General features: G+C 70.2%; 16 protein-coding genes and 4 tRNA genes. 14 read left to right on the top strand and 6 right to left on the bottom strand.

The window, feature by feature from the left end; translation table 11 throughout:
- Window positions 1-2 precede the first annotated feature (2 nt).
- From ABD714_RS06735 to ABD714_RS06710, 6 genes are all read left to right on the top strand, one after another.
- Entirely contained in the window at window positions 3-719 is a 717-nt protein-coding gene (locus ABD714_RS06735; protein ID WP_344811530.1) for a helix-turn-helix domain-containing protein, read from the top strand.
- 26 nt (window positions 720-745) lie between these two features.
- Entirely contained in the window at window positions 746-2,185 is a 1,440-nt protein-coding gene (locus tag ABD714_RS06730) for an FtsK/SpoIIIE domain-containing protein (RefSeq protein WP_344811529.1), read from the top strand.
- Window positions 2,182-2,466: a hypothetical protein gene (locus ABD714_RS06725; protein ID WP_344811528.1), complete on the top strand. Its 285-nt coding sequence runs from the start codon at window positions 2,182-2,184 to the stop codon at window positions 2,464-2,466. Before ABD714_RS06730 ends, ABD714_RS06725 begins: the two co-directional genes overlap by 4 nt.
- Before the next feature lie 9 nt (window positions 2,467-2,475).
- Window positions 2,476-3,918, top strand: coding sequence for a replication initiator (locus ABD714_RS06720; RefSeq protein WP_344811527.1), 1,443 nt, complete (start codon window positions 2,476-2,478; stop codon window positions 3,916-3,918).
- 221 nt (window positions 3,919-4,139) lie between these two features.
- Window positions 4,140-4,361 (top strand): helix-turn-helix domain-containing protein, encoded by a 222-nt coding sequence (locus ABD714_RS06715; RefSeq protein WP_344811526.1) that lies wholly within the window; start codon window positions 4,140-4,142, stop codon window positions 4,359-4,361.
- Complete coding sequence (locus ABD714_RS06710) at window positions 4,339-5,487, top strand: tyrosine-type recombinase/integrase (RefSeq protein WP_344811525.1); 1,149 nt, start codon at window positions 4,339-4,341, stop codon at window positions 5,485-5,487. Before ABD714_RS06715 ends, ABD714_RS06710 begins: the two co-directional genes overlap by 23 nt.
- Window positions 5,488-5,580: 93 nt before the next feature.
- Here the strand turns inward: ABD714_RS06710 and ABD714_RS06705 are convergent.
- From ABD714_RS06705 to ABD714_RS06695, 3 genes are all read right to left on the bottom strand, one after another.
- Window positions 5,581-5,655 (bottom strand) — tRNA-Val (locus tag ABD714_RS06705).
- A 1-nt stretch (window position 5,656) separates the two neighbouring features.
- Window positions 5,657-5,727: transfer RNA gene (locus tag ABD714_RS06700), tRNA-Cys, on the bottom strand.
- 72 nt (window positions 5,728-5,799) lie between these two features.
- Window positions 5,800-5,872 (bottom strand) — tRNA-Gly (locus ABD714_RS06695).
- A gap of 113 nt (window positions 5,873-5,985) precedes the next feature.
- On the opposite strand from ABD714_RS06695, the gene ABD714_RS06690 reads away from it, so the two are divergent.
- The 6 genes from ABD714_RS06690 (at window position 5,986) to ABD714_RS06665 (ending at window position 9,318) form a co-directional block, all read left to right on the top strand.
- Window positions 5,986-6,858: an aminotransferase class IV gene (locus tag ABD714_RS06690; protein WP_344811524.1), complete on the top strand. Its 873-nt coding sequence runs from the start codon at window positions 5,986-5,988 to the stop codon at window positions 6,856-6,858.
- 96 nt (window positions 6,859-6,954) lie between these two features.
- Window positions 6,955-7,026, top strand: a tRNA-Val gene (locus ABD714_RS06685).
- Window positions 7,027-7,157: 131 nt separating this feature from the next.
- On the top strand, window positions 7,158-7,592 hold the full coding sequence (locus tag ABD714_RS06680; protein ID WP_344811523.1) for a hypothetical protein: 435 nt from the start codon (window positions 7,158-7,160) through the stop codon (window positions 7,590-7,592).
- A 69-nt stretch (window positions 7,593-7,661) separates the two neighbouring features.
- A complete protein-coding gene (locus tag ABD714_RS06675) occupies window positions 7,662-8,255 on the top strand; it encodes a molybdopterin-dependent oxidoreductase (RefSeq protein ID WP_344811522.1) in 594 nt (197 codons plus the stop codon).
- The gene (locus tag ABD714_RS06670; RefSeq protein ID WP_344811521.1) at window positions 8,255-9,010 is read left to right on the top strand and encodes an FAD-binding oxidoreductase; all 756 of its coding nucleotides are present in this window, start codon (window positions 8,255-8,257) and stop codon (window positions 9,008-9,010) included. Before ABD714_RS06675 ends, ABD714_RS06670 begins: the two co-directional genes overlap by 1 nt.
- Before the next feature lie 2 nt (window positions 9,011-9,012).
- The gene (locus ABD714_RS06665; protein ID WP_344811520.1) at window positions 9,013-9,318 is read left to right on the top strand and encodes a DUF6510 family protein; all 306 of its coding nucleotides are present in this window, start codon (window positions 9,013-9,015) and stop codon (window positions 9,316-9,318) included.
- Here ABD714_RS06665 and ABD714_RS06660 read toward each other — a convergent pair.
- Genes ABD714_RS06660 through ABD714_RS06650 form a run of 3 tightly spaced genes read right to left on the bottom strand, consistent with a single transcriptional unit; the run spans window position 9,315 to window position 12,307 of the window.
- Window positions 9,315-10,316 carry a Gfo/Idh/MocA family protein gene (locus ABD714_RS06660; protein ID WP_344811519.1) on the bottom strand — a complete coding sequence of 334 codons (1,002 nt, stop codon included), beginning with the start codon at window positions 10,314-10,316 and terminating at the stop codon, window positions 9,315-9,317. The two genes, ABD714_RS06665 and ABD714_RS06660, sit on opposite strands and share 4 nt — an antisense overlap.
- 19 nt (window positions 10,317-10,335) lie before the next feature.
- A complete protein-coding gene (locus ABD714_RS06655; protein ID WP_344811758.1) occupies window positions 10,336-11,088 on the bottom strand; it encodes an SDR family oxidoreductase in 753 nt (250 codons plus the stop codon).
- A 22-nt stretch (window positions 11,089-11,110) separates the two neighbouring features.
- Window positions 11,111-12,307, bottom strand: a complete 1,197-nt coding sequence (locus tag ABD714_RS06650; protein ID WP_344811518.1) for a phytanoyl-CoA dioxygenase family protein — start codon at window positions 12,305-12,307, stop codon at window positions 11,111-11,113.
- Between the two features lie 194 nt (window positions 12,308-12,501).
- Between ABD714_RS06650 and ABD714_RS06645 the strand changes: the two genes are divergently transcribed.
- Together ABD714_RS06645 and ABD714_RS06640 are read left to right on the top strand one after the other, a co-directional pair.
- Entirely contained in the window at window positions 12,502-12,894 is a 393-nt protein-coding gene (locus ABD714_RS06645) for a PPOX class F420-dependent oxidoreductase (protein WP_344811517.1), read from the top strand.
- A 118-nt stretch (window positions 12,895-13,012) separates the two neighbouring features.
- Window positions 13,013-15,964 (top strand): glycosyl hydrolase, encoded by a 2,952-nt coding sequence (locus ABD714_RS06640; RefSeq protein WP_344811516.1) that lies wholly within the window; start codon window positions 13,013-13,015, stop codon window positions 15,962-15,964.

The following is a 15,964-nucleotide window of genomic DNA, read 5'->3' as shown; positions in this document are numbered from 1 at the left end:
CCGTGAACGCCGTCGCATCGGTTGAACCGGCCGTGTCCACGCAGGCCGTGGACTTGTTGGTGACGCGGGCGGGGTCGCAGGCGAACCGGTACAGCATCGAACTCGGCGAGGCGGTGCGGGCGCTGGTCCGGGCCACAGCTTCGGAGCCAGCGATCCCCGCGTCGGAGCTGATGGTGGTGCTAGGGCATCTGTCCACGGCCGGCTACGGGCTGGCCCAGGGCCTGCAGCAACTCGCCGCCTGTCTGGGCCGGTCGACCGAGCAGGGCCTGTACTGGGCTGCTGGTGAGGACGCCGACTGGTCGGAGGTCGCCGTGTCGCATCTGTCGGTCGGCGCGGCGGTCAAGTCACTGACGGCAGCCTCGCGGCGAGCGGAGCAGTGGGGTGAATTGGCCGGACACGCCAAGCGTCAGCTGGTGCGGGAAGCGTGCGCCGTCGAGGTCCGCCTGTCCGCACATCGCAACGAACCTTGCGCCAGTGTGGGTCTGCGTCCAGCCGCTGCGTCTCCTGAGGAGCCCGTAGACGAGTGGTTCGCGGACCGGGAGTGGCTGACGGTGCAGGAGGCCGCCGAGCTGGCGGGGGTCGCCTTCAACACGATGAACAACTCGAAGTGGCGACGCGACTACGGGGCACCGGCCGCCCACCGCGACGATCAGCGTCGGGTGCAGTTCCGCCGTGACGACGTGCTCGCGTTCCGGCATCAGCGACGCGGCGCAGCATGACCAGCCCACAGACGGTTGGTCGAGGCGTGCTTTCCGGACTCCGCTGGACCGGACGGGGCATCCGTCATGGCTTCGCTGAGATGTGGTGGTGGATCGCCGGGGCTTTCCGGTTCTTGATCCGCGCACCCGGTCGTGCGGTGATCTGGACGGCCGGCACCGTCTACAGCTACCTGTCGCAGACCTGGCTACTGCTGGTCGGGCTCACCATCGTCGCGTTGGTGCCTGCGGTGTGGGCTAGGGGCTGGCCTTACTCCTACCAACAGCGCGTGGTGCACCCGGCCTGGCGGCGTCGGATCCGTCGCTCCGTCCGGAAGTCCTGGGCTGGGCTGATGGAGGCCTGCGGCCTCGGACGGCGGGTGATCGCCCCCACCGGCACCGAACTCCGGGTGCCGGGCCTGCACCGGATCGGCTGGCAGGACCCCGACGTCCTCGTCGTTGTCCCGCAGCTGATGGTCGGGCAGACCGTCGAAGACGTCGTCACAGCCTCCGAACGGCTCCGGGTGGCGGTCGGCTCCCGACAGGTCCGGATCATCCCCAACCCGACGCACACCGGCTGCACGGTCAGGTTCCTGTTCGCTGACCCGCTGGCGGCGGTGGTGGACGCCAGGTTCCCCTCCCCGAACCTGGCACCCACCATCCATTCGGCCGAGATGGGTGTCACCGAGGACGGGCAGCCGTGGCGCATCCCGATCCCCGTGTCGACGTTGACGGCCGGGTGCACCGGGTCGGGCAAGGCGTCAGCGATGTGGATGCTGCTGCTGAACCTCGCCCCCGCCATCCGGTCAGGCTTGGTGCAGGTCCACGGGGTCGATCTGAAAGGCGGCATGGAGCTCGGGCTCGGCACCCGCCTGTGCACCCGCTACGCCACCACCCCCGACCAAGCGGTGATCCTGCTCGAGGACGCCGTCCAGGCCATGACCGCGAGAGCCGCGACCCTCGCCGGCCACGCGAGAAGCCACACCCCGTCAACGGCGGCACCGCTCGTCGTGATCTTGATCGACGAACTGGCGATGCTGACCTCGTACCTGTCGAACCAGCGGGACCTCTTCCAACGCGCCGACAAAGCGCTGCGTGCCCTGCTCGGGCTGGGGCGGGCGCCCGGGTTCGTGGTCTGGGGGTTCCTGCAGGACCCCCGCAAGGACACGGTGCCGCAACGGCACATGTTCACCCAGACCATTGCCCTCCGCCTCCGCGAACGCGAGGAAGTCGCGATGGTCCTCAGTGATGGTGCCGTCGCGGCCGGCGCGGCCTGTCACAAGATCCCCCGCACGACACCGGGTGTCGGGTACGCGCTGACCGAGGACGGCGACGTCACCAGGGTCCGGTGCGCTTTCGTGGCCGACGACATGATCCGGGCTCTCGCTGTGCACTTCCGTGCACCCGTCCAGATCCCGATCTGTCTGCCCGAACCCGCACCCGATGCCGCGCCAATGTCGCGGACCCGTACCGCCAGGAGCCGATCATGATCACCACCAATCACACCGCGACAACTGCTGCGGAGACCCCTGACCTCGTCACTCTGTCGGGTCGTGCCGTGGCCGGGCTGGTCGAGCTGCTGGACCACTGCCACGCCTTCCTTGACACCCATCAGGGAGTCACGGTGGAGCTGGACGACTACTGCACTAGCCAGCCAGCAGCGGTGACCTCGTACTGGGTCATTGACCAGCTGTCCTGGCACGCGCTGCTGCTGCGTCTGCAGCTCGCCGAGGCGGGCGACGTTGCCGACCACGGTAGGTCTGGCGAGTAAGCGACAGTCATGTTGACCTTGCAGGACCTGTCACCTACGGCGAGGGTGCAGGCGACCGAACGGCTGACGTCGCCGGACCTCGGCCGCTGGTTGGCGCAGGTGGAGCAGGTCGGCCGGTGCGCGCATCCGATCCGGGTTGCGGGGTCCAGCGAAACCATCGACCCGACCACCGGCGTGGTGCTGCGCAGCTACTCGTCGGCGTCGGAGCCGGACGGCATCACCTATCTCCGGTGTGGGAATCGGCGTCGCGCGGTGTGTGAGTCGTGCTCGCATCAGTACCAGGGCGACGTCTACCACGTGATCATGGCCGGCGCGGCTGGCGGCATGAAGAACATTCCCGCCGAGGTTGGGGAGCATCCGCTGGTGTTCGCCACGCTCACGGCTCCGTCGTTCGGGACGGTGCATGCGGCGAAGAAGCCCGGTCAGCGTGGGACCCAGCGGTGCCGACCCCGCAGCGGCGATGGACGCAAACTGTGCCCGCACGGACGACCGACCTGGTGCATGGCCGTCCACGATCACGACCAGGTTCTCGTCGGTCAGCCGCTGTGCCGGGACTGTTACGACTACCTCGGGCATCTGGTGTGGCAGTGGTACGCACCGGAGCTGTGGCGGCGGTTCACGATTGCTCTAGGCCGGACGCTCGCCCGCCAACTCAGCCTGTCGGAGGCAGCGTGTCGGCGGCTGGTCCGGGTCCAGTTTGCGAAGGTGGCCGAGTTCCAACGTCGCGGGGTCGTGCACTTCCACGCCCTGATCCGGCTCGACGGCCACCCCACCGAGGCGGACCCGTTTCCTGCGCCCGGTCGGTCGGTGACGGCATCCGTCCTGGTGGACCTGGTGTTGCAGGCAGCCGGTGAAGTGTCGTGCGAGGCGTCGCCTGTGGACAGCCACGATGTGGGGCGGGTGCTGAGCTTTGGCCGCCAGGTCGACGCCCGGGTCGTCCATGGTGGCGCTGACCGGGAAGCCGCCACCGGGGTCGAGCTGCACCCCGAAACGGTCGCGGCGTATGTGGCGAAGTACGCGACCAAGGCCGCTGCTGACCTGGCCGACGCCCAGGCCGGTCCGAACCCGCATCTGGCGCGGCTCAAGCAGCTGGTGAGACGGACGGCGTTGCGGGCTGGGTGTGCCGGGCTGACCGGGCCGGATGGACCGTACAAGGGCTGGTCACGGTGGGCCGACATGCTCGGCTTCCGCGGACACTTCGCCTCCAAGTCACGTCGCTACTCGACCACTCTCGGCCGGCTGCGGCAGGCCCGCCGTGACCACGTCCGAGCACGGCTCAACAACCTCCACGCCCGGGAGTCGGTGCGTGTTGGTGACGACGCTGACCAGGCCGAGCTGGAAGCGGAGTCCACGTTGGTGGTCGGGTCGTGGCGGTTCGCTGGGATCGGCTGGCTGAGCGCCGGTGATGCGGCGTTGGCGGCTGCGTCGGCTGCCCGGGCTCGGGATGACTGAGGAGGTGGAGGCGATTTGAGGGGCACCATTCTGTGCCGGCCCTCCCGATGGGCGCCGACTCTGGCGGTCGGGCAGGGCGGGTCAAGGGTCGGCGTGCCCGATCACGTAGTGACGCCGTAGGCGCCCTTGAGGCGGTCTGGTCGACCGTCTGATGATCCTGAGGTGAGGGAGGGCCGGCCCTGTTGGGCAGGGACTCGGCTGGTCGGAAGGAAGTGGTGGCGATGGGCAAGGTGCGAGTGGTGACGCCGATGCTGCACAGCGTGCCGGAGGCGATGGAGATGTTGGGCATGAGTCGGACGGTGATCTATGAGCTGATCCGGTCGGATCGGTTGGTGACGGTGACGCAGGGTCGGCGTCGGCTGGTGCCGGCATCGGCGATTGCTGACTATGTGGCGCTGCTGCTGGTGGAGGCTCGGAGTGATGGTCAAGATCATGCGGCGTAGGAGCGGCGAAGGGACGCTGTTCTGGAATGAGCGTCGGCAGCGGTGGATGGCTGTGGTCGACGTCGGGTTCTCGCCGATGGGCAAGCGGCGTCGGGTGCAGGTGAGCGCTCGGACGAAGACGGAGGCGAAGGCGAAGCTGCTGGCGTTGCGTCGCGATCAGATGGACGGTCTGCCTCCTGAGCAGCGCGGCTACACGGTGGGGGAGGCGGTGGAGTCATGGCTGCGGTACGGGCTGGTGGGTCGTGATCCGTCGACGGTGACGAACCGGCGCATCATGGCTGAGAAGCACATCATTCCGGCGTTGGGGTCGCGGCGGCTGATGGAGTTGACGGCGGAAGAGGTCGACGCCTGGTTGGCGGCGAAGGCGCGGGTGTTGGCGACCGACAGTGTGTCCCGGCTCCTGTCGATCCTGCGGCAGTCAATCCGTCGGGCGCAGGCGCGGGATCTGGTCCGGCGGAATGTCGCGCTGCTGTGTGATGCGCCGCGCGGGAAGGAGGGCCGGCCGTCGAAGGCATTGACGCTCGATCAAGCCCGGACGGTGTTGGAAGCGGCCAATGGCACGTCGATGAACGCCTATGTGGTGGTGTCGCTTTTCACCGGGGCACGGACGGAGGAACTGCGGGCGCTGACCTGGAAGCACCTGGACTTGGACGGTGATCCGCCGTCGATGCAGGTGTGGCGGTCGGTGCGTCGGGGTGGTGACACGAAGACGGCCAGGTCTCGGCGGACGTTGGAGCTGCCGGACCGGTGCGTGAACGCGTTGCGGCAGCATCGCAGGGAGCAGGTCGAAACGCGGGTGAAGGCCGGCTCGTCGTGGGTGGACCAGGATCTGGTGTTCTGCACCGGCCTCGGCACTGAACTTGATGCTGCGAATGTGCGACGGTCGTTCCGGATGGTGGTGAAGCAGGCTGGTCTGGAAGGTCCGGGCTGGACGCCGCGCGAACTGCGGCACAGCTTCGTGTCGCTGCTGTCGAGTTCGGGAATGGCGATTGAGGACATCTCGCACCTGGTCGGTCACGCGAGCACGAACGTGACGGAAAAGGTCTACCGCAAAGAGCTGCGGCCGGTGCTGACCAAGGGTGCGCGAGCCATGGATGCGCTCTTCGATGATGCCGGGGAGGGCTGAATCGTGGCTGTCAGTGTGGCTGGCTGGTCAGGATTTCGGGCCGCGCAGAGGAAGAGTCACACTGATGAAAGTGGGTCGGGCTAGGGTTTTTGCTGGTGGGCGATACTGGGTTCGAACCAGTGACCTCTTCCGTGTCAGGGAAGCGCGCTACCGCTGCGCCAATCGCCCGAGGTGGAGACGGGATTTGAACCCGTGTACACGGATTTGCAGTCCGTTGCCTCGCCTCTCGGCCACTCCACCCTGAGAAGCCTCGGCCCCTCCGAATGGACTGGAGAACACTGCTCCCCACAGGGATGGGCGAGACTCGCTCCGAGCGGACGACGGGATTCGAACCCGCGACCCTCACCTTGGCAAGGTGATGCTCTACCAACTGAGCCACGTCCGCATCGTGCTTGATCCGACCGGAGTCAGGCACGGGTAGGAACCTTAGCCGAGGTCGGCGGTGGAGTCCAAACCGTCTCGATCCGCCTGTCGGTGCTCGGGTCTAGGCTCGCCGACATGACCACTGCCGCTCCCTCCGCCCCCGCGTCGACGCCGGCCGCCCCGTCCCGGACGATCTGGTTCGACGGCCGCCTCTACGGGTCGGAGGAGACCCCGTCGGTCCCCGTCACCGACCACGGCTTCGTGGTGGGGGACGGCGTGTTCGAGGCGCTGAAGATCACCGCCGCCGGGCCGTTCGCCGTCCAGCGGCATCTGGACCGGATGAGTCGGTCGGCGGCCTCCCTGGAGCTGCCGGCGCCCGACCACGCCGTCGTCCGGGCCGCCATCGAGGCCGTCTGCGCCGACCAGGCGTGGGACTTCGGCAAGATCCGGATCACCTACACCGGTGGGGTCGGCCCGCTGGGTTCGGCGGCAGCCTTCGGGCCACCGACCCTGGTCGTCATCGCCGAGCCGACCGACCCGCCACCGCCGACCGTCACGGTCGTCACCGCCCCGTGGCGGCGCAACGAGCACGGTGCGCTGACCGGGGTGAAGTCGACGTCGTACGGGGAGAACGTCCGCGGGCTCTCGTTCGCGCACGCGAAGGAGGCCTCGGAGACGATCTTCCTGAACACCGCCGGCGACGTGTGCGAGGGCACCGGGACCAACATCTTCTGCGTGTTCGGCGACCGCATCGTCACGCCGCCGCTGCTGTCCGGTCCGCTGGCCGGCATCACCCGCGAGGTGCTGCTGGAGTGGTGCGACATCGTCGAGGAGGACTTCACGCTGGCCACGGCCGCCGAGGCCGACGAGGTCTTCATCACCTCCTCGCTGCGCGACGTCCAGGGCGTGACGCGGTGGGACGCCGTGGAGTATCCGGGGGTAGGTCCGCGGACCGCCGAGATCGCCGCCCGGTTCCGGGCCAGAAGCACCGAGCTCGTCGATCCGTGACCGGGATCGTCCGGCGCCGCCTGGTCGCCGACCCGACCTCAGGATGTGAAACGGGCGCCCGCCATGGGATAAGGTGGGCGTCGCCCTCCGGGGCTGGGGCGATTGGCGCAGTGGTAGCGCGCTTCGTTCACACCGAAGAGGTCACTGGTTCGAACCCAGTATCGCCCACCCCTCAGGACCCGCCCATGGGAGCAGACAGCCCAGTGAGCCGACCCGCCGGAACCCCGGTAGGCGACGTTGCTTCGACACCTCGCCACCCGCTTGCGGGTCGGGTGTCCAGCGGAAAGAAGTGATCAACCGTGACCAGCGATCCCGACGCCCTGTTCCGTGGCCACATCTACCGGGTGACCGGCGAGCAGGTCGTCGCGAACACCGAGACCGCCTCCGGCGCGCAGCGTGAGCTGCACCTGTCGACCTGTCGCCGGATCAAGAAGTACGCCGACACCGACGCGCTGACGCCGCTGACCGACGACGAGGTCGAGGCCGCCTGGATCCAGGCGATCGAGGACGACACCACCACCGACGCGTTGGCCACCGACTGGCCGCTGGGCCCCACCACAGCGTGGTGCCCGACCTGCATCGTCAAGGTCGTGCCTCGCGACGACAAGGGCAACTACAAGCACCCGCGGGCCCGCTCGACCAGATGGCGCCCGGGCGTCCCGCTGTCCTGCCGCTTCCCCAACGTGCACGACGAGCGCGGCCTCTGCGGTTGCAAGGTCGACGCGACGGCGTGACCACGGGTCGCTAGGCTGACCCGGACAGCCTCCCCTCGGTGGGCGGCTGAGCAACGCAAGGAGGGTCGGATGGCTGTCGTCACCCGTGGGTTCCCGTCTCGGCGCCGCGATCCCGATGAGCGCGTGCCCCCCGGTCAGTACGTGACCGAGGACTTCCCGGTCCTGTCGGCCGGCCCGACGCCCCGGATCGACACCGACCGCTGGTCCTTCGAGCTCGTCTCCGAGCACGGGGAGCGGGCCACCTGGACCTGGTCGGAGCTGCTCGCCCTGCCGATCGACAAGATCGAGACCGACATCCACTGCGTGACCCGCTGGTCCAAGCTGGCCACCCGCTGGCGTGGCGTGTCCCTGGATCACCTGCTGGCGGGCGTCGAGACGAGCGCGCTCTACGCGACGGTGGACTGCTACGGCGGTTACACGACCAACCTGCCGCTGGCCGACCTGCGTGGGGGCAAGGCCTGGATCGCGTACGAGTTCAACGACCGACCGCTGCGCGCCGAGCACGGGGGACCCGCCCGGCTGCTGGTCCCGCACCTCTACTTCTGGAAGTCCGCCAAGTGGGTGCGGGGACTGCACCTGCAGGTGCGCGACGAGCCCGGTTTCTGGGAGCGCAACGGCTACAGCATGTACGGCGACCCGTGGACCGAGGACCGGTACTCCTGATGGCACCCGGCGCGCGCGCCCCGGTCTCCGGCTGGTTGGTCGCGACGGTGGCGTCGGTCGTGGCCGCCAACGATCATGCTCGCGTGATCGGCCTCCAGGTCCCCGGCTGGCCGGGCAACCGGGCCGGTCAGCATCTCGATCTGCGGCTGACCGCCGAGGACGGCTACCAGGCGGTCCGGTCCTACTCCATCGCGTCCTACGGTCCCGGCGAGCAGGTGGAGCTGGGCGTCGACGAGTACGCCGAGGGCGAGGTCTCGCCGTACCTGGTCCGCGAGACCCTGCCCGGCGACCAGGTCGAAGTGCGCGGACCGATCGGCCGCTACTTCGTCTGGCCGCCCGCCCAGGTGCACCCCGGCCAGAGCGACGCGGTCCAGCTCATCGCGGGCGGCTCCGGCATCGTGCCGTTGATGTCGATCGTGCGGGCCCACCGTGCGGCCGGCCGCGGCGAGCCGTTCCGACTGCTCTACTCGGTGCGGACCCACGCCGACGCCCTGTACGCCGATGAGCTCGCCGGCTCGGTCGCGGACGACTTCGCTCTTGACTGGGTCTACACCCGGACGGCGCCGGCGGGGGCGACCCGGGCGCCGGGTCGCGTCGACGCCGGCACGATCGCCGACCTGACGCTGCCCCCGGACCGTGAACCCCTGATCTACGTCTGCGGCCCGACCGGCTTCGTGGAGTCGGTCGCCAGCATCCTGGTGCGCCGCGGGCACCGGGCCGACCGCATCCGCACCGAGCGCTTCGGAGGTCTGTGACCATGACGCCGACCCACCCGCCGAGCGACGGTCCGCAGTTCACCCGTCTGGACGGCAACGCCGCCGGCGGCCCGCTGAGCGAGATCTTCGGCGCCGACCTCACCGACGCGGTGGTCGAGTGCGGTGCCTGCCAGCAGTCCGGACCGCTGGCCGAGACGGTGGTCGAGCTCGACGCCCACGGTCTGGTCGTGCTCTGCCGGGCGTGCGAGCACCAGCTGCTCAGCTACGTGTGGTTCGGCGGCGTGCGGTCGGTGCGGTTCCACCACCTGGCCGGGTTGATCCTGGACGGCTCGCGGGGCTCCGGCTAGGTCCGGCGGACCTCGTCCACCCGGACCGGTCGGTGCTCGCCCAGCGAGCGCGCACAGGCTTCGGCGATCCAGCTGGACTCCAGCCCGTCGGCCAGGGTGCACGGCGACGGCACCCGACCGGCGGCCGTCTCCAGGAAGGTGGCGACCTCGATCCGGAAGGCAGCGGCGAGGCGGTCCATGAAGAACGTGTGCGCCGGCCCGGCCGGGAAGGTCACCGACGGGTCGGCCGAGACCATCGGCAGACCTTCGTCGAGACCGGCGGCGATCGACCCGGCCGAGCCGTGCAGCTCGAGCCGGACGTCGTACCCCGCCCCGTTGTAGCGGGTGTTGCTGATCACGCCGATGGTGCCGTCGTCGAAGGTGAGCAGGGCCGAGGCGGTGTCGACGTCACCCAGGGCGGCGAACTCCGGGTCGCCCCTGTTGGCGCCGGTCGCGTACACCTCGACGACCTCCCTACCGGTCACCCAGCGGACCGCGTCGAGGTCGTGGATCGCGCAGTCGCGGAAGATCCCGCCGGAACCGCCGACGTAGGCCATCGGTGGCGGCGCGGGGTCCATCGTGGTGGACCGGACGGTGGTGAGGAACCCGAGGTCACCGGACGCCAGGGCCGCCTTGGCGGCGACGAAGGCCGGGTCGAACCGGCGGGGGAAGCCGATCTGGACCGGCACGCCGGAGTCCTCCACCCAGGAGACCAGGTCCCTGGCCGCGTACGGGTCCTCGGCCACCGGCTTCTCGCAGAACGTCGGCAACCCCGTGGCCACCGCCTGCTGGATCAGACACAGGTGCAACGAGGTCGGGGCCGTGATCATGACCGCGTCGACCGCGCCGAGCAGGGCCTCCACCGAGTCGGCCGGGGTGGCCCCGAACCGCTCGACGGCTGAGGTGACGGCGGCCGGCACCGCGTCGGTGACCACCAGCTGCTCGACCTCGTCCAGAGTTACCAGGTTGGCGGCGTGGTAGGTGCCGATCCGGCCGAGGCCGATCAGTCCGATCTTCATCGATCTCCTTCGGTGATCCTCAGTCGTGGGCGCCGGGCACATTCTGGTCCCAGTCGATGATCGAGCCGGTGACCACGCCGCTGGCGTCGGACAGCAGCAGCACCGCGAGCCGAGCCACGTCGTCCACCTGACCGAGCCTGCCCATCGGCAGCGACGCCCCGGCCTGCTCCAGCCAGTCGTCCCCGGCGCCGTGGAACCGGCGCTGGATCTCGTCCTCGCCGGCGGTCTCGGTCCAGCCGATGTTGATCCCGTTGATCCTGATCCTGTCCCAGCGGTGGGCGTGGGCGGCGTTCCTGGTCAACCCGACCAGTCCGGCCTTGGAGGCCACGTACGGAGCCAAGTAGGGCTGTCCGCCGTGGGCGGACATGGTGATCACGTTGACGATCGAGCCGGTCGCAGCACGCGTGATCATGTCGGACACCGCCGCCTGCATGAGGAAGAACGGAGCCTTGAGGTTGATCGCGACGTGCTGGTCGAACAGCTCGGGGGTGGTGTCCACCAGGGTGCCGCGGGTGGTCAGACCGGCGGCGTTGACCAGTCCGTCGATCCGGCCGTGCCGCTCGATCACCGCGGCCACACTGGCCCGGGCGGACTCCACGTCGGCCACGTCGGCCCGTACGAAGGACGCCTCGGCACCGGAGTCGGTCAGGCCGGCCACGAAGTCGGCACCGACGTCCGGCCGCCGGCCGGTGACCACCACGGTGGCCCCCTCGCGGGCGGCCGCCCGGGCGATGCCCGCGCCGACCCCCTGGGTGCCGCCGCTGATCAGGATGATCTGTCGCTGAGAAGGCCCATCAGATCTCGTCCGTGCGGTGCCGGACGTCGTACGCGGTCAGCTCCTGGGCGAGGCGCTCGCCGGTCCAGTCCTCGTCCAGGCCCTGCTGGACGACCTGGGCCTGGGACAACGGCGTGAGCCCGTCGACGTTGGCGTCGAGGTCCAGGTTGCTGGGGAACGGGTAGCCCTCCGCCGCGCAGGCCAGGGCGTTCGCCAGCACCGCCGGGTCGACGCCGGCGTCCCGACGGTCCTGCAGCACCGGGTAGATCGCCCGGGACACCTTGGCCCGGTCCACCGTCTCCATCGCCCGGCCGAAAGCCGAGGACACCTGCAGCAGGTTGGCCATCCGCTGCAGGTCGGCGGAGACGTTGGTGCCGGCGCCGTGGAACAGGGCGGGGTTGAAGAACACGGCGTCGCCCTTGGTCAGCGGCAGCTGGACGTGCCGGTCGGCGAAGAACTCCCGGAACTCCGGCAGCCGCCAGGCCAGGTAGCCGGGCTCGTACCCGTGCGAGTACGGGAGGTACATGGTCGGCCCCGACGCGACCGGCATGTCCGAGTGCGCCACCGCGCCCTGCAGGGTCAGCACCGGGGACAGCAGGTGCACGTGGGCGGGATAGCGGGCCGCTGTCGCGTTGGACAGGAAGCCCAGGTGGTAGTCGCGGTGCGGGTCCTGCGCCTGGCCGCCGGGGCGGACCACGTTGACCTGCGACGTCATCTGGTAGCTCGGTCCGAGCCAGGCAGTGCTGATCAGGGCGAGGATGTCGTTGCCGTAGTAGTCCACGAACGTGCCCGGGTCGCGGACCGCGAGCTTCTCCAGCGCGTTCCAGATCCGGTCGTTGGCGCCGGCCTTGGCGAAGTGGTCGTTGTGACCGCCGCCGGCCGCCCGCTCCGCGGCGATGATCCCGTCGAAGGCCGCGGTGGCCCGGTCGACCACGGCGTGGTCGGCGTACGCGCCGGTGAAGGCCACCACGCCCGGACCGGCGGTCAGCGCCCGGACCAGCTCGGCCTCGACCTCCAGCCGGCCGGCGTCGGAGGCGACCACCCGGCGCAGGTCGGCCGCGTCGTAGACCAGCACGTTCTGCTCCACCGCGGTGGCGTGCGGGAAGTGGGCCAGCTCGGTCGTCCTGTCGACCAGCGTGGCGAAGTCGGCCAGCGAGCAGTCGGCCTCGGTGAAGCGACCCGGCGTACCGGTGCTGGGGCGGGCGGTCACGGTCATCGAGGTCTCCTGGAGCTGCGGTTCGTGGGGAGGGGCGAAGCTGACGCTAGCCGCCAGCGGCCGGCTCGAACCGTGCGAAAAACCCTCAATAAGCCCTCAGGGCGGGACGGGGTGGGAGCGAGGGACGAGGATGGTCCCGGCGCCACCGGTCACCCGGCTGCTCGCGGCGCCCCTGATGTCAGAGACGGAGACCCATGCACCTCCCCGACGAGCTCCTCGCGCTCCTGCGGGCCACGGCGACCTGCTACCTCGCCACCGTGATGCCCGACGGCTCACCGCAGCTCACCCAGACGTGGGCCGACACCGACGGGAGCCACATCCTCATCAACACCGTCGAGACGCACCAGAAGATGCGCAACGTGACCCGCGACCCACGAGTGGCCGTGACCCTGTTCGACTCCCGCCATCCGTCGCGCTACTTCGCGGTGCGCGGCCGGGTGCTCGAGGCGACCACCGACGGAGCGGCTGACCACATCGAGGAGCTGGCCCAGCGGTACACCGGTGGCCCGTACCCCTGGTTCGGCGGGCGTGACCAGCAACGGGTGGTGCTCACCATCGGTGCCGACCGTCTCCACGTCCAGGGCTGAGCGACACCCGCGGACCGGAGCCGCACCGCGGCAGACCGGTTCCCCCCGGGTGACCTCGCCACTACGATCACTGAATCGATTCAAGTCCGGCAGGCGCCCACCGTACGGAGGAAGCACGATGACCATGGACGACGTCGTCCGACTACTCGCGAACCCGCCGATCGAGTACCGGCCCGAGCTGCGCTGGTGGCTGGCCGAGGGGTTGCACACCGACGAGACGCTGCGCTTCGAGATCGACACCGCCCACCGGCTCGGCTTCGGCGGCATGGAGTTCCTGGCCATGGACGAGCGCGCCGTCGACCACGCCCGCTACGGCTGGGGGGCGGAGGAGTGGGTCCACGACTCCCAGATCGTGGTGGAGGAGACGACGCGACGGAACATGTCGGTCAGCTTCACCTCGGGCACCAACTGGTCGAACGCGAACCTGCCGACCATCGACCCCGACCATCCGGCGGCGGCCAAGGAGCTCGACCTGGTCAGCGAGGACCTGCCGCCCGGGACGTCGCGCAGCGGCGCGCTGCCGCGCATCGACCTGACGGCCGAACCGGCGGCTCGGCACCTGCCGGGTCAGCGGGGTGTGATCCGGGACCAGACCCTGGTCGCCGTCGTCGCCGCCCGTGTCCTGACCGAGACCGAGACCGGCGCCGTCCTCGACGCCGACTCCGTGACGGTGCTGACCGACCGGGTGCGGGACGAGGCCCTGGACTGGACGGCGCCGGACGGGGGCACCTGGCGGCTGTACGTCTACTGGGTGCACGGCACGGGCCAGACGGCCTCGCCGTCGGCCTCCACCAACTACACCGTCAGCTACGTCGACCCCGACGGGGCCCGAGCGGTCATCGACTACTGGGACACCGTCGTGCTCACGCCGGAGCTGCGGGAGCAGATCGCGGCCAACCCGCGGGCGCAGATGTACATGGACTCCCTCGAGCTGTCGACGTTCGGGGCCGGCGGACTCTTCTGGGGGCACACAGTGGCGGCGGAGTTCGCCGCCCGTCGCGGGTACGACATCGTGCCCTGGCTGCCGTTCCTGACCCGGGACGTGCCGTTCATGGCCGTCGACACCGTCCACCACAACGAGCCGCCGGAGGAGCACCGGATCACGGTGGACAAGGTCCGGTTCGACTACGTGCGCACCCTCACCGACCTCTACATCGAGAACATGCTGCGCCCGTTCGCCGCCTTCCTGCACGCGAACGGCCTGACCCTGCGGGCCGAGATCAGCTACGGGCTGCCGTTCGAGCTGACCCGCCCCGGGCCGGAGGTCGACGGGATCGAGACCGAGTCCCTGGAGTTCGCCGCCCAGATCGACGCCTACCGGCTGCTCGCCGGGCCGGCCCACCTGTTCGGCAAGCAGTACTCCTCGGAGACCGGGGCGACCACCCGCAACCACATGCTCGACCACCGCTTCTACGACCAGATCATCGCGACCCAGCTGGCCGCCGGGATCACCAAGACCGTGCTGCACGGCTGGGCCAGCACCGCCGGTGCCGAGGGGGTCACCGACTGGCCGGGCCACGAGGGCATGTGGCCGATGTTCTCCGAGCGCTTCGACACCCGGCAGCCGGGCGCGGAGTTCTACCCGCTGTGGACGGCGGCGGTGGCCCGCCACCAGCTCGTGCTCCGCCGGGGCCGTCCGCGCATCGACGTCGGCATCCTGCGCACCGACCACTTCACCGACAACATGTCCGGACTCGCGTTCGTCGGCGAGGACGGGCGACGCATCCCCGACGAGGAGGCGTACGGCCGGCTCTGGATGCGTGACCGCCAGAACCACTGGTGGCAGGACCTCGGGATGCAGGACGCGGGCTGGACCTACGAGTTCTTCGACGGTTCGCTGCTGCTGCACCAGGACGTGGCGTTCTCCGAAGGCGTCGTGCAACCCGACGGGCCGGGCTACCAGGCCCTGATCGTCTACCAGAGCGAGCTCGACGCCGACACCGCCGCCCGTCTGCTCGACTGGGCTCGCCGAGGCCTGACGGTCCTCGTCGTGCACGGCGCCCGCGAGCTGAAGCTGCTCGCTCGGGGCCTGTACACCGACCACCCGCGGGCAGCCGTGCGCACCCCGGGGCTCGACGGCCGCGACGCCGAGCTCGCCGACACGATGGCGCAGCTGCTCGCCCTGCCGACCGTCGGCGTGGTCGACGACCCCTCCGGCACCGTCGAGGCCCTTCGCGGGCTCGGCGTGGTGGGGCGGGCGGAGTTCGTCGCCGACAACCGCACGGTGCTCAGCCACCTGCGGGAGGACGGCGACCTGCTGCACCTCTACCTGTACAACTTCCTGTACGAGACCGGGGAGCCGACCGAGGTCGAGGTCGCGCTGCCCGGCGCCGGAGCCGTGCACCGGATCGACGCCTGGACGGGCGCGGTCCGCCCGCACACCGGCGTGCGTCAGGACGGGGACCGCACCGTCGTGACCGTGCCTCTGGCCCCGGGTGAGACGGCGCTGCTCACCCTCGACCGATCCGGCGCGGCGGCCGCCGGCAGCAGCGTGAGCGCGCCGGAACCCGTCGCCGCTCTGACCGAGTGGGACATCGCCGTCGAGAGCTGGGACGCCGGCGAGCTGCAGGTGATCACCGAGGACCGTGGTCTGGGCTACCGGACCCGCGAGGTCCGGCCGCTGACGGCGATCACCCGGATCGACGTCGGCACCACCGAGCTCGGCCCCTGGCGGGACCTGGCGGGGGTCGGCGCCGCGGTCTCCGGGGTGGGTGAGTACCGCTCGGTCCTGAACCGCGAGCACGGCGGCGAGCCCGGGCATCGTTACCTGCTCGACCTCGGCTCGACCGCCGGTGGTCTCGGCTCCGTGCAGGTCAACGACGGCGCGCCCACGGGCTTCGACACCTCCCGGCCGGTGGTCGACGTCACCGACGACCTCCGGGTCGGGGACAACCTGGTCACCGTCCGGGTCTCCAGCTCGCTGAACAACCGCCTGCTGGCCCGTGGCTACTACGACACGGTGCCCGACATCCTGGCCGACCTGGCCGGTCGGGGTGAGGCGATGCAGACCACCCCGGTGCGTGACCACGGGCTGCTCGGTCCGGTGCGGCTCCTGCGGATCGCAGGCTAG

This window comes from Microlunatus aurantiacus, from assembly GCF_039536605.1.
In the GTDB taxonomy this organism is placed as follows: Bacteria; Actinomycetota; Actinomycetes; order Propionibacteriales; family Propionibacteriaceae; genus Microlunatus; species Microlunatus aurantiacus.
This window is presented reverse-complemented; position numbering and strand designations above follow the sequence as displayed.

Excerpts from the sequence above, each read along its gene's own strand:
- ABD714_RS06725 (WP_344811528.1), top strand. The coding sequence starts at position 2,182 with ATGATCACCACCAATCACACCGCGACAACTGCTGCGGAGACCCCTGAC.
- ABD714_RS06720 (WP_344811527.1), top strand. The coding sequence starts at position 2,476 with ATGTTGACCTTGCAGGACCTGTCACCTACGGCGAGGGTGCAGGCGACC.
- ABD714_RS06715 (WP_344811526.1), top strand. The coding sequence starts at position 4,140 with ATGGGCAAGGTGCGAGTGGTGACGCCGATGCTGCACAGCGTGCCGGAG.
- ABD714_RS06710 (WP_344811525.1), top strand. The coding sequence starts at position 4,339 with ATGGTCAAGATCATGCGGCGTAGGAGCGGCGAAGGGACGCTGTTCTGG.
- ABD714_RS06690 (WP_344811524.1), top strand. The coding sequence starts at position 5,986 with ATGACCACTGCCGCTCCCTCCGCCCCCGCGTCGACGCCGGCCGCCCCG.
- ABD714_RS06675 (WP_344811522.1), top strand. The coding sequence starts at position 7,662 with ATGGCTGTCGTCACCCGTGGGTTCCCGTCTCGGCGCCGCGATCCCGAT.
- ABD714_RS06670 (WP_344811521.1), top strand. The coding sequence starts at position 8,255 with ATGGCACCCGGCGCGCGCGCCCCGGTCTCCGGCTGGTTGGTCGCGACG.
- ABD714_RS06665 (WP_344811520.1), top strand. The coding sequence starts at position 9,013 with ATGACGCCGACCCACCCGCCGAGCGACGGTCCGCAGTTCACCCGTCTG.
- ABD714_RS06660 (WP_344811519.1), bottom strand. The coding sequence starts at position 10,316 with ATGAAGATCGGACTGATCGGCCTCGGCCGGATCGGCACCTACCACGCC.
- ABD714_RS06650 (WP_344811518.1), bottom strand. The coding sequence starts at position 12,307 with ATGACCGTGACCGCCCGCCCCAGCACCGGTACGCCGGGTCGCTTCACC.
- ABD714_RS06645 (WP_344811517.1), top strand. The coding sequence starts at position 12,502 with ATGCACCTCCCCGACGAGCTCCTCGCGCTCCTGCGGGCCACGGCGACC.
- ABD714_RS06640 (WP_344811516.1), top strand. The coding sequence starts at position 13,013 with ATGACCATGGACGACGTCGTCCGACTACTCGCGAACCCGCCGATCGAG.